This is a genomic window from Mesorhizobium sp. C395A, from assembly GCF_030323205.1.
Lineage (GTDB): Bacteria > Pseudomonadota > Alphaproteobacteria > Rhizobiales > Rhizobiaceae > Mesorhizobium.
In genome coordinates, this window is the sequence record NZ_CP100473.1 from 5,085,627 (window position 1) to 5,103,927 (window position 18,301).

Here is an 18,301-nt window from a genome sequence, read left to right on the forward strand (position 1 = left end):
TACTGTTGCCACGGAGACGGAAGCGACATGCTCTGCGGCGATCACGGCGCGGCAAGCCGTCCTTCCCCAGGAATCTTACTGTGATCTAAATTACAGACCGATCATGGACATGGGCGCATGCTCAGCTGGAAGTAGACGGTCGTGGGAGGGACCTGGGGATGGACCAGCAGGAATTCGTGCAGGAAGCCGCGCAGCGGCGCATAGACGACGACATCGCCAAGCGCATCAGGGTTCACCAGGCCAACATCGAGCGGCTCGAAACCGCAAGGGAAAGCGCCGGCAATCTCGAGGCGGCCGTCGCCAACCGGCCGCTGGTGATGCTGGCGCAGGGCGATTCCTGGTTCGACTATCCGCTCACCGGCAACGGCTTTCCGTTCGTCGACACCGACGTGATCGCGCAGCTGCGCCGCATCGGCTCGATGCCGCCGACCATCCTCAACCTTGCCCATCATGGCGATGCGGCGACCGACGAGATGTCGCTGCCCAAGCAGCAGCGCATGATCGCCGCCCTGCGCAACAAGGCCAACTGGCTGGACGGCAAGCCCGATGCCATCCTGTTCTCTGCCGGTGGCAACGACATTGCCGGCGACCAGTTCTGCATCTTCCTCGACTTCAATGACGGCCACGCCCCCGGGCTGAACAAGAACCGCTTCACCAAGGCGCTCGGCATGGTCGAGGCCTGCTATCTCGATTTGTTCGCGCTGCGCGACCGCGTCGCGCCAGGCGTGCCGATCTTTGGCCATTGCTATGATTTCCCGATCCCGAACGGAGCGCATCCGTCCTGTGTCGGCCCGTGGCTGAAACCGTCGCTCGATTTCTGCAACTGGACGGTCGCCAAGGGCACGGTCATCGTTCACGACGCGCTGGCGGCGTTCCGCGATGTGGTGAAGCGCCTGGCCGACGATCCCAACAACAATTTCCATCTGGTCGACACGCAGGGAACGTTGAAGGTGGCCGACTGGGCCAACGAACTGCATCCCGATCCCGCCGGCTTCAAGAAGATCGCGCAAAAATTCGCCGATGCGCTGAAGGCCAAGCTGCAGACCTGACGCGGCTCGGGCCTGTCGGCTGTCAGGTTCCGAACAGCTCTTTGGCTTGTTCATCGGTGTAGTAACCAAGTCTGATGTCTTCGGCGACCAGTTTCGGGTCGCGCTGACGCGGATCGCCATAGCCGCCACCGCCCGGCGTGCCGACGCGCACGCGGTCGCCGGCCTTGAGCGCGATGTCCTGCTCCTTGGACAGATGCGGCGGCACATGTGCCTCGCCGTCGCGGAATACGGTCACCGTGTTCACCGCGCCGTCCTTGCCGCCGAGCGCGCCTTGCGGGCCGAAACGGCCATGGTCCATGACGAAGGACGCGCGCGCTTCGCCTCGCAAGATCTCGACCTCATAGGCGAGGCCGAAGCCGCCGCGCTGCTTGCCGGCGCCGCCCGAGCCTTCGCGCAAGGCATAGTGGCGGTAGAGCACAGGAAACGCCTGCTCCATGATCTCGACCGGCGGCGATTTGGAAATGCCGATGGTCGAGCAGCCATTGGTCAGGCCGTCATGGCCTGAGTTGCCGCCATAGCCGCCGCCGGAGATCTGATACATCACATAGTCGCGGCCGCGCGCCGGATCGTTGCCGCCCAGCGCGAAATTGCCGCTGGAGCCGGCGGGCGCGGCCGTCACCTTTTCCGGCAGCGCCTGCACCATCGCCGCGAACACCGCCTCGGCGATGCGCTGCGAGACTTCAGCCGCACAGCCGGAGACGGGACGCGGGTATTTGGCGTCGAGGAACGTGCCTTCCGGCCGCTTGACGATCAGCGGCTCGAAAGCGCCGGCGCTGATCGGCACATCAGGGAAAATATGGCGCATGGCGAGATAGACCGACGACAATGTCGTCGCCAGCACGCTGTTCATCGGCCCGGCACAGGGTTTTGACGAACCTGTGAAATCGAAGGTCAGCGTATCGCCCTTCTTCTCCACCGCGAGCGCGATGGTCAGCGGCTCGTTGACCACGCCGTCCGAGTCGACAAAGGCCTTCGAGCTGTAGGTGCCGTCGGGAATGGCGGAGATGTTGGCGCGCATCTGCTCGGCGGCGCGGCGACGCAGTTCGGCGATCGCCCCGACGACGGTTTCGTCCCCGTAACGATCGAGGATTCCATTGAGCCGGTCCTGACCGATCAGCAGTGCCGCGGCTTGCGCCCTTATATCGCCGATGCGCTGGTCGGCGACGCGGATGTTGGAGCAGATGATGGCGTAGATTTCGGTGTCGAGCACGCCCTTCTTGAACAGCTTGACCGGCGGCAGCCGCAGGCCTTCCTGCTCGACGGCTGTGGCGGAGGCGGAGAAGCCGCCCGGCACCGAGCCACCGATATCGGGCCAGTGGCCGGTATTCGATAGCCAGCAAAATATCTTGCCGTCGCGGTAGACCGGCATGGCGAAGCGCACGTCCATGAGATGCGTGCCGCCGAGATAGGGATCGTTGACGATGTAGATGTCGCCCGGCTCAGGCGGCAGGCAACGGCCGTCGGCGATCATCTCGATCACCGTTTTGGTCGAATACTGCATGACGCCGACGAACACCGGCAGGCCCTGGCTGCCTTGTGCGATCAGCGAGCCGTCGACGGCCGAGTAGATGCCGTCGGAGCGGTCATTGGCTTCGGCGATGACCGGCGAGAAGGCCGCGCGGGAGAAAGTGAGATCCATCTCGTCGCAGACCTGCTGGAGGGCAGCCTGCAGGACCGAAAGCGTGATGGCGTCGAGCTTTTGCATCTCAGGCCTCGCCGATATCGATGATGATGTTGCCGTCGGCGTCCGATCTTGCGCGGTCGCCGGGTTCGAGCACGGTGGTCGCATCCATCTGTTCGAGGATCGCCGGCCCTTCGATGACGGCATCGAGCGGCAGCTTTTCACGCGCATAGATCGGCGTATCGTGCCAGCGTCCGGCATACCAGACCGGCCTGATCTCGCGCCGTGCCTCGTCAAGCGTCTTTGTACGTCCGGCCGGGTCGATCAGCCGTGACAGGTCGATTGCCGGCCGCACGCCCGTCACCGACGTGTTGAGGTTGACCAGATTGGCGCGGATCTCCGGCAACTCGACCTTGAAGCGGGCGAAATAGGCTTTTTCGAACAGCGCCTGCAACTCCTGCCTTGTCACCGATGAAGACGGCAGCGCCACGTTGATGATGTGGGTCTGGCCGACGAACTGCATGTCGGCAGAGTGCGTAACGCGGATCGTTTCCGGCTTCACCGCTTCCTTGCCGATCAGTTCCTCGCCTTCCCCGCGGTGACGTTCCAGCACCTCGCGAAGCCGGGCTTCATCAAGCACGGCGACCGGCTGGTTGATGGTGTTGACGAAGTCATGGCGCAGATCGGCCACGACGCAGCCGAGCGCGTTGGTGATGCCCGGACGGGCCGGCACCAGCACGCGGGGCAGGCCGAGTTCGCGCGCCAGCGCGGTTGCATGCAGCGGCCCGGCGCCGCCGAAGGCGAACAGCGCGAAATCACGCGGATCATGGCCGCGCGACACCGAGACCATGCGGATGGCGCCGGCCATTTTCATGTTGCCGAGCCGCAGGATTGCACCCGCCGCCTCGACGCCGGAGAGGCCGGTGGCCTTGCCTATTCTGTCTTCGAAGATGCCGGTGACGCGCTCGACGGTGACCGGATTTTCGACCGCCAGCAGTTTTTTCGGCGCCAGCCGTCCCAGCACCAGATTGGCATCGGTGATGGTCGGCTCCAAGCCGCCGCGGCCGTAGCAGATCGGACCGGGATTGGCGCCGGCACTTTCCGGGCCGATCTGGATCAGGCCGGCCGCATCAACGCGCGCGATCGAGCCGCCGCCGGCGCCGACCGTATGCACCGCCACCATCGGCACATGGATCGGCATCGCATATTCGATCTCGATCTCGTTGGAGACCGCCGGCTCGGCGTTGCGGATCAGCGCCACATCGGTCGAGGTGCCGCCCATGTCGTAGGTGACGAGGTTTTCAAAGCCGGCGCGCTTGCCCGTATAGGCGGCCGCGATGACACCCGAAGCCGGGCCTGACATCACGGTCTTGGCCGACTCGCGCGTGACGAAGCGGGCCGAGATCATGCCGCCATTGCCGTTCATGATCAGGAAGTCGCGGGCATAGCCCTTGGCAGCCAATTCCTTGCGCAGCCGCTCGACATAACGCTCGAGGATCGGCTGCACCGAGGCGTTCACCGCGGCGGTCACGCCGCGCTCGAATTCGCGGGCTTCCGACAGCAGCGCATGGCCAGTCGTGATGTAGCCGTTCGGCCAAAGCTCGGCGGCGATTTCGGCCGCGCGCCGCTCATGCGAAGGGTTGGCGTAGGAATGCAGGAAATGGATGACCAGGGACTCGCAGCCGGCCCCGATCAGCGTCTTCACGGCGTCGCGCATCTCGGCCTCGTCGAGCGGCGTGCGCACCGCGCCCGACGCCTCGACGCGCTCCGACACTTCGAGCCGGAGATCGCGCGGGATGATCGGAACGAAGCTTCCGGTCATGCCGTAGGGCTGCGGCCGTGTGCGGCGGCCAAGCTCGATCACGTCGCGAAAACCGCGCGTGGTGATCATGCCGGTTTTCGCCAGCCTGCGTTCCAGCACCGCATTGGTGGTGGTGGTCGTGCCATGCACGATGAGGTCGATGCCGTCTATGGCAAAGCCTGTGGCGCCCAGCGCTGAAACCACGCCGAACGCCTGGTTGTCGACCGTCGTCGGCGTCTTGGCGATATGCACCTTTCCGCCGTCATTTCCGTCGATCAAAATGAGGTCGGTGAAGGTTCCGCCAACATCGATGCCGGCAACGACGTCGCCTGCGGAATCCGGCTGCTTCACCGAAAAATTCTCTTTCATTGTCGAAATCCGAAATGGCGGAACTACGAATATGCCGCAGTTTGGAAAGCTGTTTTAGCGTGGTATCTTGACACAAATATCGTTTGTATACTAATAAATTTGGGACACAAGAGCTCACTGCTTTGGAGTGTGTGAACGGCTCGCCGGGACCTGAATGGTCTGGGCGCGCAGGAAACGGTTTGGCGCCCGCACAGGCGTGGGCAAGACAGAGTTGGATTGATGAACACCACATCCGCACTCAACACAGCCGGCGCCCGTCCGCTGCAGTTTCCGATTCCGGCCAATGTCTATGCCGAAACCGTCGTCTCGGTGAAGCATTACACCGACCGCCTGTTCTCGTTCCGCATCACCCGTCCGCAGTCGCTGCGCTTCCGCTCCGGCGAGTTCGTCATGATCGGGCTGCCCAATGCCGAAAAGCCGGTGTACCGCGCCTATTCGGTCGCCAGCCCGGCCTGGGACGAAGAGCTGGAATTCTTCTCGATCAAGGTGCCGGATGGTCCGCTGACCTCCGAACTGCAGAAGATCCAGGTCGGCGACACCGTCATCATGCGCCAGAAGTCGACCGGCACGCTGGTTGTCGACGCGCTGACCCCGGCAAAGCGCCTGTTCATGATCTCGACCGGCACCGGCATCGCGCCCTTCGCCAGCCTTCTGCGCGACCCCGATACCTACGAAAAATTCGATCAGGTCATCCTGACCCACACCTGCCGCGACAATGCCGAACTGACCTATGGCCAGGAACTGGTGGCCGCGCTCGAGAACGATCCCCTGATCGGCGAACTGACCGGCGGCCGCGTCACCCTCTACAATTCGACGACCCGCGAAGAATCGGCGCGCATGGGCCGCATCACGGCGCTGATCGGCTCGGGCAAGTTCTACGCCGACCTCGGCATCGAGAAGCTCAATCCGGAGACGGACCGCATCATGATCTGCGGCTCGATGCATATGCTGAAGGACGTCAAGGAAATGGCCGAAGGCCTCGGCTTCCATGAGGGCTCGCTCAGCCATCCCTCGACCTTCGTCGTCGAGCGCGCTTTCGTCGGCTGACATCAGCAGGCGCCTCGGCGCCTGCTTCTCGATTGGAATTTTGACCATGCGGTCAAAATTCAGCTGCTTTCGCCGCCTTTTTCCGCTATGACCGCTTGAAGGACTCGTGAAGCGATGCTTCACGGGCTATCTTCGGTGTGCGTCGCCTAAAGCCGCCGTGCGGTCCGGGAGCAACGACACGCACCACGACGTAAAATCGTCGAGCGAAAGGGCAGGAGATGAGCAGCACAATCCGCGAAGCCGATCTCGGCGCGTCCAAGGTCACGCCGCTGCCGGCGCGTGCCGCAGCCAACACGCCCGTTCCGCAATCGCATGGCATCGCCCGCAACACCGGCATGCGGCTCGATCTCGGCTTCATGGAATCGGTGCGCTCGGTCAATCGCTCGGCGCTGGAGCGCCGCGTCGCCAGCCTGACCAAGCGTCGTTCGATCAAGGCCGACAACCAGGCGGCATGGCTGCTGCGCGCCGTCTCCTGCATGGATTTGACGACGCTGAATTCCAACGACACCGAAGAGCGCGTGCGCCGCCTGTGCGCCAAGGCGATCAACCCGTTCCGCCGCGACATCGTCGAGGGGCTTGGCATCGAGGGCGAAAAAATCCGCCCGGCGGCGGTCTGCGTCTATCATCCATTCGTCGCGACGGCTGTTGATGCCGTGCGCGGCACCGGCATCCATGTCGCCGCCGTCTCCACCGCTTTCCCGCACGGCCTTGCGCCGCTGTCGACCCGCCTGCAGGAGATCGAGGCATCGGTGCGCGACGGCGCGGACGAGATCGACGTCGTCATCCCGCGCGGCCTGGTCTTCGGCGCCAAGTGGCAGGAGCTCTACAACGAGATCGTCTCGATGCGCGAAGCCTGCGGCGATGCGCATCTCAAGGTCATTCTCGGCACCGGCGACCTCGCCACGCTGCGAAATGTCATGCTAGCCTCGATGGTGGCGATGATGGCCGGCGCCGATTTCATCAAGACCTCGACCGGCAAGGAAAGCGTCAACGCCACGCTGCCCGTCGGCCTTGCCATGGTGCGCGCCATCCGAGCCTATTTCGAGGAGACCGGCTTTCTCATCGGCTTCAAGCCGGCCGGCGGCATCTCTACCGCCAAGGCCTCGCTCGACTGGCTGGTGCTGATGAAGGAGGAGCTCGGCCGGCCCTGGCTGGAGCCAGACCTGTTCCGCTTCGGCGCCTCGAGCCTCCTCACCGATATCGAGCGCCAGCTCGAGCATCATCTGACCGGGCATTATTCGGCCAATCACCGCCACGCAATGGCGTGAGGCGGATGAAGGCCTTGAACGTCGTGTTCCTTCGCGCCTCCCTCTGTCCTGCCGGACATCTCCCCCACTTGGGGGGAGATTGGCTAACGTCGGCGATTTCGCCAATTGTCGACGTTTCAGAGCCGACAGGCGCGAAGGCTAATCTCCCTCCTTGTGGGGGAGATGTCCGGCAGGACAGAGGGGGGCGCCACAGAGCGCCTGCCAAGACGATTATCTGGAGCGCGTCATGAACATTCTCGAACGCTATCACGCCATGGAATACGGCCCGGCGCCGGAAGCCCGCACCGAGGCCGATGCCTGGCTTGCCGGACGCGATTTCGGCAAGGCGCTGTTCATCGACGGCGGCTGGAAGGCAGCAGGCGGCGGCAAGACCTTCGAGACCAGCGAACCCTCATCCGGCAAGCTGCTGGCCAAGATCTCCGATGCCGGCGCCGCCGATATCGACGCAGCCGTCGCCGCAGCCACCAGGGCGTTGCCGAAATGGTCGGCATCCTCGGGCTACCAGCGCGCAAAAGTGCTTTACGCCATTGGCCGCGCGATGCAGCGTCATCAGCGCCTGTTCGCAGTGCTTGAGTCAATCGACAACGGCAAGCCGATCCGCGAAAGCCGCGACATCGACGTGCCGCTGGCCATCCGCCATTTCATCCATCATGCCGGCTGGGCGCAGGCGCTGGACAAGGATTTCCCAGGCCACAAGGGTGTCGGCGTCGTCGGCCAGATCATCCCATGGAATTTCCCGCTGCTGATGCTGGCCTGGAAGATTGCGCCGGCGCTCGCCGCCGGCTGCACGGTGGTGCTGAAGCCGGCCGAGTTCACGCCGCTCACCGCCATCCTGTTTGCCGAGATCTGCGAGCGTGCCGGCGTGCCCAAGGGCGTCGTCAACATCGTCCAGGGCGGGCCGGAAGCGGGCGTCGCCATCGTCAACCATCCCGGCATCCAGAAGATCGCCTTCACCGGCTCTTCGGAGGTCGGCAAGATCATCAGGAAAGCCACGGCTGGATCGGGCAAGAAGCTGTCATTGGAGCTTGGCGGCAAATCGGCCTTCATCGTCTTCGAGGACGCCGATCTCGACAGCGCCGTCGAAGGACTGGTCGACGGCATCTGGTTCAACCAGGGCCAGGTCTGCTGCGCAGGCTCGCGGCTTCTGGTGCAGGAAGGCATTGCCGACGCGTTGATCGCAAAGGTCAAGGTCAGGATGAGCCGGCTTCGCGTCGGCAGCCCGCTCGACAAGAACACCGATATCGGACCGCTGGTCGACGCCACACAGCTCGACCGCGTCAAGGGCCTGGTCGCAGAAGGCGCCAGACAGGGCGCCGTCTGCTGGCAGCCCGACGCGGTGCTGCCGTCTTCCGGCTACTACCACCTGCCGACGCTCGCCACCGGTGTTTCGCCGGCAAATATATTGGCGCAGGAAGAGGTGTTCGGCCCGGTTCTGGCCACCATGACCTTCCGCAACACCGAGGAAGCGGTCGAACTCGCCAACAACACGCGCTATGGGCTGGCCGCCTCGGTGTGGAGCGAAAACATCAACCTCACGCTGCATGTCGCGCCGCAGCTGAAGGCCGGCGTCGTCTGGGTCAACGGCACCAACATGTTCGACGCCGCCTGCGGCTTCGGCGGCTATCGCGAAAGCGGCTTTGGCCGCGAGGGCGGGCGCGAGGGCATGTTCGAGTATCTCTCGGCAAAGCTGCCGCTCGGCCCGGTGATCAAGCCGACGGCGGCTTCGGCGCAGCCGGTCGAGCAATCGGATGGCGGCGCCATCGATCGTACCGCAAAGCTGTTCATCGGCGGCAAGCAGGTGCGGCCCGACGGCAATTATTCGCTGGCGATAGCCACTGCCAAGGGCAAGCTCGCCGGCGAAGTCGGTCTCGGCAGCCGCAAGGACATCCGCGACGCCGTTGCCGCCGCCCGCGCCTGCAAGGCCTGGCCGGAGGCGACCGCCTACAATCGCTCCCAGGTGCTATATTATCTCGCCGAAAATCTGTCCGGCCGTGCCGGCGAGTTTACCGCACGCTTGACCGAACTGACCGGCGCCAACGCCAAGGCCGCGCGGGAGGAAGTGGAACAATCGATCGAGCGCCTGTTCCTCTATGCCGGCCTTGCCGACAAGTATGAGGGCAGGGTGCATCAGCCACCGGCCCGCGCCGTCACGCTCGCTTTGCACGAGCCGGTCGGCGTCGTCGGCATCGTCGCCCCGGACAGCGCGCCGCTGCTCGGCTTGATCTCCCTGATCGCACCTGCGCTTGCCATGGGCAACACGGTGGTGGCCGTGCCGTCGGAAAAATACCCGCTGCTCGCCACCGATCTCTACCAGGTGATCGAATATTCCGACGTTCCGGCAGGCGCCATCAACATCGTCACCGGCCGCACGGCGGAGCTTGCCGGCGTGCTGGCCAAGCATGACGATGTCGACGGGTTGTGGCTGTTCGCCGATGCCGACACCTGCGCCAGGGCGGAGGCCGATTCCATCGGCAATCTCAAGCGCGTCTGGACCGGAAACGGCCGCAGCCTCGACTGGGCCTCCGACGAGGCCGCCGGCGATGCCCTGTTGCGGCGGGCCATCGAAGTGAAGAACGTCTGGGTGCCATACGGCGACTAATGCCGCCTGAAACGCGCTGTGCTTGAGCGAACCATGGCAGCGTCACTCGTTGCCCGGTTGTCATACATGTTGTTGCATCAGAGCAAGCGATGTGCATTACATCGGCCGTCGTGAAGGTGATCGCGTTCGGGCTTGACGCCCGGACGTGTGTTCTTTAACCAGAAAAAACATTTGTTATTTTGGACTGATGGATTGTGCAGGCCGCATAGTCTCGCCTGTCTGGCACAGGACGCCCCGGTCAGCCGGCATTAAATCGGGCCGAGAAGTGGCCAAAGAGGGCGAGGAGAAACGCATGGCGGATCTGGCAGGCAAGGTCGTTGTCGTCACGGCGGCGGCGCAAGGCATCGGCAGGGCGAGCGCATTGGCCTTCGCCAAGGCAGGCGCCGTCGTGCACGCCACCGACATCAACGAGGCGCTGCTGGCCGAACTCGCCAAGACCTCCGGCATCAAGACCCGCAAGCTCGACGTCCTCAACGATGATGCCGTCACATCGGGCTTCGCTGAAATCGGCCGCGTCGACGTGCTGTTCAACTGCGCTGGCTTCGTTCATTCCGGCTCGATCCTCGAGATGAAGGATGCCGATCTCGACTTCGCCTTCAACCTCAATGTCCGCGCCATGATCCGAACCATTCGGGCCGTACTGCCCGGCATGCTGGAACGCGGCGATGGTTCGATCATCAACATGTCGTCCGTCGCCGGCGCCGGCAAGGGCGTGCCCAACCGCTTCGCCTATGGCGTCTCCAAGGCGGCCGTGATCGGTCTCACCAAGGCGGTTGCCGCGGACTATGTCGCCAAGGGCATTCGCTGCAACGCCATCTGCCCCGGCACCGTCGAGAGCCCGTCGCTGCAGGACCGCATGCATGCGCAGGGCGATTACGAGGCGGCCCGCGCGGCCTTCATTGCCCGCCAGCCGATGGGCCGTCTCGGCACGCCCGAGGAAATCGCCGACCTTGCCGTCTACCTCGCCGGCGCCACGTACACCTCAGGCCAGGCCTATAATATCGACGGCGGCTGGTCGATCTGAGCAATAGCCTCGATCCGCAGGTCCAGGCTCGAACAGTTCTAAAGTCCGGCTTGCCCCAGGTCGGGTCCGATAGCCAGAGTCCGCCCAGTCATCGCTTGGCGGAGCGAGTTTTGAAAACGGCCTTGGGCCGCAATTTGGAGAGCAAGATGAAACTGCTGCGCTATGGCGAGATAGGGAGCGAACGCCCCGGCCTGCTCGATGCGGATGGAACGATCCGCGATCTTTCGGGTCATGTCGCCGACATTGCCGGCAAGGCGCTCGATCCGGCGTCGCTCGAGACATTGTCGAAGCTCGATCCGAACTCGCTGCCGGCGGTTTCCGGCAAGCCGCGCCTCGGCGCCTGCGTCGCCGGCACCGGCAAGTTCATCTGCATCGGCCTGAATTATTCCGACCATGCCGCCGAAACCGGCGCCGCCGTGCCGCCGGAGCCGATCATCTTCATGAAGGCGAGCTCGGCCATCGTCGGTCCCGACGATGATGTGCTGATCCCGCGCGGCTCGGAAAAGACCGACTGGGAGGTTGAACTCGCCGTGGTCATCGGCAGAAAAGCCAAATACGTCACCGAAGCCGAGGCGCTGGATTATGTCGCCGGCTATGCCGTTGCCCATGACGTGTCCGAGCGAGCCTTCCAGGCCGAGCGCCAGGGCCAGTGGACCAAGGGCAAGAGCTGCGACACGTTCGGTCCGACCGGGCCGTGGCTTGTCACCAAGGACGAGGTTGCCGATCCGCAGAACCTCAAAATGTGGCTGACGGTCAACGGCAAGACGATGCAGAACGGCTCGACCAGGACCATGGTCTACGGCGTCGCCTATCTCGTTTCCTATCTCAGCCAGTTCATGTCGCTGCATCCTGGCGACATCATCTCCACCGGCACCCCGCCCGGCGTCGGTCTCGGCATGAAGCCGCCGGTGTTCCTGAAGCCCGGCGATGTGGTGGAACTGGGCATCGAGGGGCTCGGCCAGCAGAAGCAGACCTTCAAGGCGGATGCCTAGCCGCCTCTTCCCTTAGAGCGTTTCACCGTTTGCCGGCGAAACGGTCTATCTCTTTGTTTGCTGGGCGGCTGGCGCCTCTTGTCAGCGCCAGCCCAGAGCCGGCGCGACGTGCTTCAGGATCGCCTCGATGACGTGGGCGTTGTACTCGACGCCAAGCTGGTTGGGGACGGTCAGAAGCAGCGTGTCGGCCTCGGCGATCGCTTCGTCCTCTTTCAGCTGATCGATCAGCACATCGGGCTCCGCGGCATAGGAGCGGCCGAAGACGGCAAGCTTCTCAGGCTCGATATAGCCGAAATGATCTTCGCTGCTGCCGCCGCCGAAATAGGCGCGGTCGCGGTCGTTCACCAGCGCAAAGATGCTGCGGCTGACCGACACGCGCGGCTCGCGTGTGTGGTCGGCCGCCTTCCACGCCGCGCGATAGGCGCGGATCTGTTCGGCCTGCTGGATGTGGAGCGGCTGGCCGCCCTCATCGAACTTCAGCGTCGAACTTTGCAGGTTCATGCCGAGCTTGCCCGCCCATTCGGCGGTCGCGTTGGTAGCGGCGCCCCACCAGATCCGGTCGCGCAGGCCGGCCGAGAATGGCTCGAGCCGCAGCATTCCCGGAGGATTGGGGAACATCGGCCGCGGATTGGGTTGCGCGAAACCTTCGCCGTGCAGCACATTCAGGAAAACCTCGGCATGATTGCGCGCCATGTCGGCATCGCTTTTGCCGTCCTGCGGCACGTAGCCGAAGTAGCGCCAGCCGTCGATCACCTGCTCCGGCGAACCGCGGCTGATGCCAAGCTGCAGCCGGCCACCGGCGATCAGGTCGGCAGCACCCGCATCCTCGGCCATATACAGCGGATTCTCATAGCGCATGTCGATGACGGCGGTGCCGATCTCGATGCGGCTGGTGCGGGCGCCGACCGCGGCCAGAAGCGGAAACGGCGAAGCGAGCTGGCGGGCAAAATGATGGACGCGGAAATAGGCGCCGTCCGCGCCCAGCTCCTCGGCGGCGACGGCCAGGTCGATCGACTGCAGCAGCGCGTCGGACGCCGAGCGCGTCTGCGATTGCAACGAGGGCGACCAATGGCCGAAGGAAAGAAAGCCGATCTTCTTCATGCGCGTATCCTGTTCTTTGATTGCAGTTGCCTACTTCGTCGCCCACGCGATCGGGTTCAATCGACACTGACACAACGCAGTGTCAATGCCGCCGGCCCTTGACGGTTTCGCGACGATACCCATCGGTGCGCAAAGGACCAAGGCCATGGTCCCCGGCGATGCCCTGCGCGACCGCGTCAGCATCTGCCGCGGCGCTTTTGGGGCCAAATGAACCAACCAAAGGCGATGTACCGCAAACTCCATTCGCTTCAGAGCCCGGTTTTGAAATCTTCTCGCTCATTTAATTCTACAAAATCGGTAGGCTTAATGCGGATAGTGCGTTTGCGAGAAGGAGCCTCGGATGTCAAAAAAGCTGGTGGTGGGGTTGTCCGGCAACCTGACCCGTCCGTCCAAGACGAAGGCATTCGTCAGCCACATCGCCGGTGAGGTGGCGAGCCGGGCCGGCTCGGCTTTGAGCGTTTTCGACATCGAGGATCTCGGCCCGTCCTTTGCGCCTGCAAGACAGCTTGGCGATCTCGATCCGGCGGCGCGCGGTATTATCGAGCAGCTGCTCGGCGCCGACGTGCTGGTGGTCGGCTCCCCGACCTTCAAGGGCAGCTACACCGGGCTGTTCAAGCACTTCTTCGACCTGCTCGACCCGTCGTCACTGCGCGGCAAGCCGATCATCCTGGCGGCAACAGGCGGCGGCGAGCGTCATTCGCTTGTCGTCGAACACCAGTTGCGGCCGTTGTTCGGCTTCTTCGAGGCGCAGACCCTGCCGACCGCGATCTACGCCTCGGACAAGGACTTTGCAGATGGCGTGCTGGTGTCAGAGGCAGTCAAGGCGCGAGCCCGGCAGGCGGTCGCCGAGGCATGCCGGGTGGCCGGCGTGCCCTACAGCGTCGTCCTTGCCGCCTGAAACCACGATCCGCGACGCAATATTCCATCCCGCATAGACCAGAAGGACGCCTGCAATGACTCGAGCCAGCAAGTCCGATAGCAGGCCGCGGCAGATCAAGCTAGGCGCTTTCCTGCCCGGCGGCGGGCAGCATATCGCCGCCTGGCGTCATCCCGATGCGCCGGCCGACGGCGCCACCAATTTCGAGTTCCACAAGCAGCTGGCGCTGACCGCCGAGCGCGGCCTGTTCGACGCCTATTTCCTGGCCGACAACCTGACCGTCGGCCTCGGCGCCCGCGAGGGCGGCAACGCCAAGATCGCCGGCTTCGAGCCGGTGACGCTGTTTGCGGCGCTGGCGCCGCTGACGACGCATCTCGGCTTCATCGCAACGGCGTCCACCACTTATGAGGAGCCTTACACGCTGGCGCGCAAATTCGCTTCGCTCGACCTGTTGTCGAACGGCCGCGCCGGCTGGAACGTGGTGACCTCGGCCGGCGACGAAACGGCACGCAATTTCAACCGCGACGTCCAGCCCAGCCATGCCGAGCGCTATGCCAGGGCGCATGAGCATGTCGAGACGGTCAAGGCGCTGTGGGACAGCTGGGAGGATGACGCCTTCATCCGCGACAAGCAGTCGGGCCGTTTCTACGACAAGGACAGATTGCACGACATCGACCACAAGGGCGAGCATTTCAGCGTCAAGGGTCCGCTCAACGTGCCGCGCCCGGTGCAGGGGCATCCGGTTGTCGTACAGGCCGGGCAGTCGGAAGACGGACGCGGGCTTGCCGCGCACTCGGCCGAGGTCATCTTCACCGCCCATCAGAAGCTCGAGACGGCGCAGGAATTCTACCGCGACATCAAGGCGCGCGTGGCTGAAGTCGGCCGCGATCCCGACCAAGTGCTGATCATGCCGGGCGTCGCGCCCTTCGTCGGCCGCACCGAGGACGAGGCCCGCGCCAAATACCAACAGCTCAACGACCTTATCCTGCCCGAGGACGGTGTTGCGCTCCTCAACGGTCTTGCCGGCCAGACGCTCGACATCAGGGGCTATCCGCTCGACGGCCCGTTGCCGCCGAGCAAGGAAACCGAAGGCATGAAGAGCCGCCAGGCGCTGATCCGGCAGATTGCCGACGAGCACAATTTCAGCATCCGCCAGCTTTACCAATGGGTAGCGACGGCGCGCGGCCACTACACCATCGTCGGCAGCGTCACGCAGGTCGCCGATCAGCTGGAGGAATGGTTCACCAGCGAGGCGGCTGACGGCTTCAACATCCTGCCGCCTTGGCTGCCCGGCGCGCTCGACGATTTCGTCGACCTGGTCATTCCCGAACTGCAACGGCGCGGCCTGTTCCGCACGGCTTACGAAGGCCGCACGCTGCGCGAGAATCTCGGCCTCAGGCGCCCGGAAAATCCATGGACCGTCGCCCGCTCGACCGTCCTTGCCGCCGAATGACCTTGGCATCGAAGGGGTGAAGCAATGACGCTGCAGCACATCGATCGGCAGATCACGGTTCGCCGCAGTGGTGGCGAAACCGGGCTCGGCACCGACTTCCTGAACCTCGGCAGCAAGGCGGCTGTTCGCTTCCTGAAGCGCTACGGCGTGCTTGCCGGCTTCCTGGCGCTCTGGCAGGTGGCGAGCAGCGTCGGCTGGGTCAACGCGGCGGTGCTGCCGCCGATCGACATGATCGTCGTCGCACTCTGGAAGGGGCTTGCCGGCGGCAGCCTGCTCGGCGACATCGCCATCAGCCTGCAACGCGCCGGCATCGCCTTTGCGGCGGCTGTCGCCGTTGCCATTCCGCTCGGCCTGTTCATGGGCCAGGTGCGCCCGGTCGAAACCGCGCTCGATCCGATCCTGCAGGTGTTCCGGCAGACGTCGGCGCTGGCGCTCTATCCGGTGTTCATCCTGCTCTTGGGACTTGGCGAGACCTCGAAGATCTTCGTCATCTTCTGGGCGACGCTGTTTCCGCTGCTGCTCAACACCACCAGCGGCGTCAAGGAAGTCGATCCCAAGCTGCTTGAAATGGCGCGCGTCTATGGTGCGAGCCGGCTCACCGTGTTTCGCCGCGTCGTACTGCCGGGCGCCGTGCCGTCGATCTTCGTCGGCTTGCGGCTGAGCGCCACCACGGCGCTGCTGCTGCTGATCGCGTCCGAGATGATCGGTGCCAACAAGGGCATCGGCTTCCAGGTGATGAACGCGCAGTACAATTTCCAGATCCCGCTGATGTTTGCGGCAATCGTCATCCTCGCCGGGCTTGGCCTGATCGCCAACCAGGCATTGGTCACCCTGCAGCGGCGGCTCTGTCGCTGGAGCAATCCTGTCAACTGAGCAGTCCGCCCCTCACCGTTTACCTCCAGGAAGGACCCGATCATGAAAATCACCCGCCGTTCGCTGCTTGCCGGCGCGCCGCTTGCCGCCGGCCTCATCGCCGCCGGCCTGCCGCGCATGGCCTTTGCGCAAGCCGCAGCCGTCAAGTTCCGCTACCTCGCCAGCCGTGGCAGCATCTCCCCGCACGAGCTGGCCGACGAGCTTGGCTACTTCAAAGGGCTCGGCGTCGAGCTGGAGAATGTCGGCTATTCCTCGGGTGGACCGGAATCGCTGTTTGCGCTGTCTTCCGGCAGCGTCGACATCGGCTCGGCCGCCACCGCGGCGGTGATCAACTCGATCTCCGGCGGCAACGACTTCGTCGCGGCGTATCCGAGCAACGGCATCAACAAGGATGTGAAGAGCGTCTTCTACGTGCTGGAAGACAGCCCGATCAAATCGATCGCCGACATTGCCGGCAAGACCATCTCGGTCAACACGCTCGGCGCTCATCTCGACTATACGGTGCGTGAGGCCCTGCACAGCGTCGGCCTGCCGCCGACCGCCGCCAACCTCATTGTCGTGCCCGGCCCGCAGCTTGAGCAGACGCTGCGCTCGCGCCAGGTCGACATTGCCGGCCTCGGCTACTGGCAGGCGACCTTTGCCGGCGCGCTGGTCGCCAACGGCGGCGTGCGCGGCGTGTTCGACGACACCCAGGTGCTCGGCGAACTCGCCGGCGGCTTCGTCGTACTCAGGCGCGACTTCATTGCCGCCAACCCGGATGCGGCGCGCAACTTCGTCGAACAGTCGGCGCGCGCCTCGGACTGGTCGCGCCAGAACCCGGACGAAGCCCGCAAGGTGCTGGCCACTATCCTCGACAAGCGCGGCGAAAACGGCGATCTCGCCCGCTACTGGACCGGCTTTGGTCTGCGCGAAGGTGCGCAGGCGACCGATCGCGACATCGACTTCTGGGTCGCCGTGCTGGAGCGCGACGGCCGTCTAGCCAAGGGCAAGCTGAAAGCCGCCGACATCCTGTACCGGCCCGGCGAAACCAAGATCAACTGAGCTTTGAAATAGCTGAGAGACAAGATGGCCGGTTCCAACCGTGGCGGAGAGGTCTCGATCCGCGACCTGTCCAAATCCTTCAGCCTCGGCGGGCGCCAGCTTGCCGTGCTGCGGACGCTCAACCTCGACATTCGTTCGGGGGAATGCCTGGTCATCGTCGGCGCCAGCGGCTCCGGCAAGACCACGCTGCTGCGTATTCTGGCCGGGCTGGAGGCGGCCGACAGCGGCGGTGTCGCGATCGACGGCCAGCCGGTGCATGGCGTCGGCGCCGAGCGTGCCGTGATTTTCCAGGAGCCGCGGCTGCTGCCGTGGCTCAGCGTGCTCGGCAATGTCGCGTTCGGCCTCGAAGTGCGCGGTGTTCCCAAGAGGCAGGCCGAGGAACGCGCCCGCTTCTACGTCGCACTGGTCGGTCTTGCTGAATTCGCGGATGCTTTTCCGAGCCAGCTTTCCGGCGGCATGGCGCAGCGCGTCGGCATCGCCCGGGCGCTCACCGTGCAGCCCGAAATCCTTCTGCTCGACGAGCCGCTGGGGGCGCTGGACGCCATGACCAAGATAGGCATGCAGGAGGAACTGGCGCGCATCTGGAGCGAGGAGAACGTCACCATGGTGATGGTCACCCACGATCTGGAGGAGGCGATCTATCTTGCCGACCGGGTGCTGATCCTGCCCAAGGAGAAAGGCGGCGCGGCGCGGTTGATCGACATCGACCTGCCACGCCCGCGCGAGCGCAGCGAGAGCCGCTTCGTGCGCTATCGCGAAGAACTGCTGCGCGAATTCGGCCTGCACTGATCGGGGAAGGGGCCAGCCGTGGCTCCCCCGGAAGATTAGCTCTCGCGATTATTGCTTGGTGAACGTGCCCGTATAGGTTCGGTCGGCAAGCCCATAGGTGACGGCCAGCGTTCCGTCCGCCTGAATGACCGCGCTGACGTCCGCGCCATTGGGAAGGCGCCGCAGTTTCAACGTGTTGCCGAAAATCTTGCCTTCGCCGTCGGCCACGCCCGGTTTGTTGTCGGCGACATCGCCCCAGGCATAGGTGGCGGTGACATTGCCGCCGCGCGTAATCGTCAGCACGGCGAGCTTGCCGTCATACATCCCGTCCAGCTGTCCGCCCCATATGCCGGAAAACGCGACATATTTGGCCGGGACGCCTTCGCCGGGCGGCATAACCCGCACGGATGGATCGAGG

The 18,301-nt window shown here is 64.4% G+C and carries 16 protein-coding genes; 11 read left to right on the plus strand and 5 right to left on the minus strand.

Annotation, left to right across the window (positions count from 1 at the left end; translation table 11 throughout):
- Nucleotides 1-158: 158 nt before the first annotated feature.
- Nucleotides 159-1,049: an SGNH/GDSL hydrolase family protein gene (locus NLY37_RS24880; protein WP_023689203.1), complete on the plus strand. Its 891-nt coding sequence runs from the start codon at nucleotides 159-161 to the stop codon at nucleotides 1,047-1,049.
- Nucleotides 1,050-1,071: 22 nt separating this feature from the next.
- Here the strand turns inward: NLY37_RS24880 and NLY37_RS24885 are convergent, their stop codons facing one another.
- On the minus strand, nucleotides 1,072-2,754 hold the full coding sequence (locus NLY37_RS24885) for a hydantoinase B/oxoprolinase family protein (RefSeq protein ID WP_023742294.1): 1,683 nt from the start codon (nucleotides 2,752-2,754) through the stop codon (nucleotides 1,072-1,074).
- Between the two features lies 1 nt (nucleotide 2,755).
- The gene (locus NLY37_RS24890; RefSeq protein WP_023742295.1) at nucleotides 2,756-4,840 is read right to left on the minus strand and encodes a hydantoinase/oxoprolinase family protein; all 2,085 of its coding nucleotides are present in this window, start codon (nucleotides 4,838-4,840) and stop codon (nucleotides 2,756-2,758) included.
- A gap of 219 nt (nucleotides 4,841-5,059) precedes the next feature.
- Between NLY37_RS24890 and NLY37_RS24895 the strand changes: the two genes are divergently transcribed.
- The 5 genes from NLY37_RS24895 (at nucleotide 5,060) to NLY37_RS24915 (ending at nucleotide 11,770) form a co-directional block, all read left to right on the plus strand.
- Nucleotides 5,060-5,887 (plus strand): ferredoxin--NADP reductase, encoded by an 828-nt coding sequence (locus NLY37_RS24895; protein ID WP_023700427.1) that lies wholly within the window; start codon nucleotides 5,060-5,062, stop codon nucleotides 5,885-5,887.
- A 218-nt stretch (nucleotides 5,888-6,105) separates the two neighbouring features.
- Nucleotides 6,106-7,155 (plus strand): deoxyribose-phosphate aldolase, encoded by a 1,050-nt coding sequence (gene deoC, locus NLY37_RS24900; RefSeq protein ID WP_023703681.1) that lies wholly within the window; start codon nucleotides 6,106-6,108, stop codon nucleotides 7,153-7,155.
- Between the two features lie 226 nt (nucleotides 7,156-7,381).
- The gene (locus NLY37_RS24905) at nucleotides 7,382-9,754 is read left to right on the plus strand and encodes an aldehyde dehydrogenase family protein (protein WP_023742296.1); all 2,373 of its coding nucleotides are present in this window, start codon (nucleotides 7,382-7,384) and stop codon (nucleotides 9,752-9,754) included.
- 292 nt (nucleotides 9,755-10,046) lie between these two features.
- Nucleotides 10,047-10,778, plus strand: coding sequence for an SDR family oxidoreductase (locus NLY37_RS24910; RefSeq protein ID WP_023693125.1), 732 nt, complete (start codon nucleotides 10,047-10,049; stop codon nucleotides 10,776-10,778).
- Between the two features lie 146 nt (nucleotides 10,779-10,924).
- The gene (locus tag NLY37_RS24915) at nucleotides 10,925-11,770 is read left to right on the plus strand and encodes a fumarylacetoacetate hydrolase family protein (protein WP_023742297.1); all 846 of its coding nucleotides are present in this window, start codon (nucleotides 10,925-10,927) and stop codon (nucleotides 11,768-11,770) included.
- Between the two features lie 81 nt (nucleotides 11,771-11,851).
- Here the strand turns inward: NLY37_RS24915 and NLY37_RS24920 are convergent, their stop codons facing one another.
- Together NLY37_RS24920 and NLY37_RS24925 are read right to left on the minus strand one after the other, a co-directional pair.
- The gene (locus tag NLY37_RS24920; protein ID WP_023711345.1) at nucleotides 11,852-12,871 is read right to left on the minus strand and encodes an LLM class flavin-dependent oxidoreductase; all 1,020 of its coding nucleotides are present in this window, start codon (nucleotides 12,869-12,871) and stop codon (nucleotides 11,852-11,854) included.
- Nucleotides 12,872-12,953: 82 nt separating this feature from the next.
- Nucleotides 12,954-13,151 (minus strand): hypothetical protein, encoded by a 198-nt coding sequence (locus NLY37_RS24925; RefSeq protein ID WP_155923605.1) that lies wholly within the window; start codon nucleotides 13,149-13,151, stop codon nucleotides 12,954-12,956.
- A gap of 60 nt (nucleotides 13,152-13,211) precedes the next feature.
- On the opposite strand from NLY37_RS24925, the gene msuE reads away from it, so the two are divergent.
- Genes msuE through NLY37_RS24950 form a run of 5 tightly spaced genes read left to right on the plus strand, consistent with a single transcriptional unit; the run spans nucleotide 13,212 to nucleotide 17,904 of the window.
- Nucleotides 13,212-13,769, plus strand: coding sequence for an FMN reductase (gene msuE, locus NLY37_RS24930; RefSeq protein ID WP_023683545.1), 558 nt, complete (start codon nucleotides 13,212-13,214; stop codon nucleotides 13,767-13,769).
- Between the two features lie 55 nt (nucleotides 13,770-13,824).
- Nucleotides 13,825-15,201 carry an LLM class flavin-dependent oxidoreductase gene (locus tag NLY37_RS24935; RefSeq protein WP_023683544.1) on the plus strand — a complete coding sequence of 459 codons (1,377 nt, stop codon included), beginning with the start codon at nucleotides 13,825-13,827 and terminating at the stop codon, nucleotides 15,199-15,201.
- Between the two features lie 24 nt (nucleotides 15,202-15,225).
- Nucleotides 15,226-16,074, plus strand: coding sequence for an ABC transporter permease (locus NLY37_RS24940; RefSeq protein WP_023711343.1), 849 nt, complete (start codon nucleotides 15,226-15,228; stop codon nucleotides 16,072-16,074).
- 42 nt (nucleotides 16,075-16,116) lie between these two features.
- Nucleotides 16,117-17,115 (plus strand): ABC transporter substrate-binding protein, encoded by a 999-nt coding sequence (locus NLY37_RS24945; RefSeq protein WP_023732650.1) that lies wholly within the window; start codon nucleotides 16,117-16,119, stop codon nucleotides 17,113-17,115.
- Nucleotides 17,116-17,139: 24 nt separating this feature from the next.
- Nucleotides 17,140-17,904 carry an ABC transporter ATP-binding protein gene (locus NLY37_RS24950; RefSeq protein WP_023671311.1) on the plus strand — a complete coding sequence of 255 codons (765 nt, stop codon included), beginning with the start codon at nucleotides 17,140-17,142 and terminating at the stop codon, nucleotides 17,902-17,904.
- A 48-nt stretch (nucleotides 17,905-17,952) separates the two neighbouring features.
- Here the strand turns inward: NLY37_RS24950 and NLY37_RS24955 are convergent, their stop codons facing one another.
- Nucleotides 17,953-18,288, minus strand: a complete 336-nt coding sequence (locus NLY37_RS24955; protein ID WP_245259937.1) for a hypothetical protein — start codon at nucleotides 18,286-18,288, stop codon at nucleotides 17,953-17,955.
- Nucleotides 18,289-18,301: the final 13 nt, after the last annotated feature.

What these genes read in the sequence shown, in the direction of transcription:
- NLY37_RS24880 (WP_023689203.1), top strand. Translation starts at nt 159, where the DNA reads ATGGACCAGCAGGAATTCGTGCAGGAAGCCGCGCAGCGGCGCATAGAC.
- NLY37_RS24885 (WP_023742294.1), bottom strand. Translation starts at nt 2,754, where the DNA reads ATGCAAAAGCTCGACGCCATCACGCTTTCGGTCCTGCAGGCTGCCCTC.
- NLY37_RS24890 (WP_023742295.1), bottom strand. Translation starts at nt 4,840, where the DNA reads ATGAAAGAGAATTTTTCGGTGAAGCAGCCGGATTCCGCAGGCGACGTC.
- NLY37_RS24895 (WP_023700427.1), top strand. Translation starts at nt 5,060, where the DNA reads ATGAACACCACATCCGCACTCAACACAGCCGGCGCCCGTCCGCTGCAG.
- deoC (WP_023703681.1), top strand. Translation starts at nt 6,106, where the DNA reads ATGAGCAGCACAATCCGCGAAGCCGATCTCGGCGCGTCCAAGGTCACG.
- NLY37_RS24905 (WP_023742296.1), top strand. Translation starts at nt 7,382, where the DNA reads ATGAACATTCTCGAACGCTATCACGCCATGGAATACGGCCCGGCGCCG.
- NLY37_RS24910 (WP_023693125.1), top strand. Translation starts at nt 10,047, where the DNA reads ATGGCGGATCTGGCAGGCAAGGTCGTTGTCGTCACGGCGGCGGCGCAA.
- NLY37_RS24915 (WP_023742297.1), top strand. Translation starts at nt 10,925, where the DNA reads ATGAAACTGCTGCGCTATGGCGAGATAGGGAGCGAACGCCCCGGCCTG.
- NLY37_RS24920 (WP_023711345.1), bottom strand. Translation starts at nt 12,871, where the DNA reads ATGAAGAAGATCGGCTTTCTTTCCTTCGGCCATTGGTCGCCCTCGTTG.
- NLY37_RS24925 (WP_155923605.1), bottom strand. Translation starts at nt 13,151, where the DNA reads ATGAGCGAGAAGATTTCAAAACCGGGCTCTGAAGCGAATGGAGTTTGC.
- msuE (WP_023683545.1), top strand. Translation starts at nt 13,212, where the DNA reads ATGTCAAAAAAGCTGGTGGTGGGGTTGTCCGGCAACCTGACCCGTCCG.
- NLY37_RS24935 (WP_023683544.1), top strand. Translation starts at nt 13,825, where the DNA reads ATGACTCGAGCCAGCAAGTCCGATAGCAGGCCGCGGCAGATCAAGCTA.
- NLY37_RS24940 (WP_023711343.1), top strand. Translation starts at nt 15,226, where the DNA reads ATGACGCTGCAGCACATCGATCGGCAGATCACGGTTCGCCGCAGTGGT.
- NLY37_RS24945 (WP_023732650.1), top strand. Translation starts at nt 16,117, where the DNA reads ATGAAAATCACCCGCCGTTCGCTGCTTGCCGGCGCGCCGCTTGCCGCC.
- NLY37_RS24950 (WP_023671311.1), top strand. Translation starts at nt 17,140, where the DNA reads ATGGCCGGTTCCAACCGTGGCGGAGAGGTCTCGATCCGCGACCTGTCC.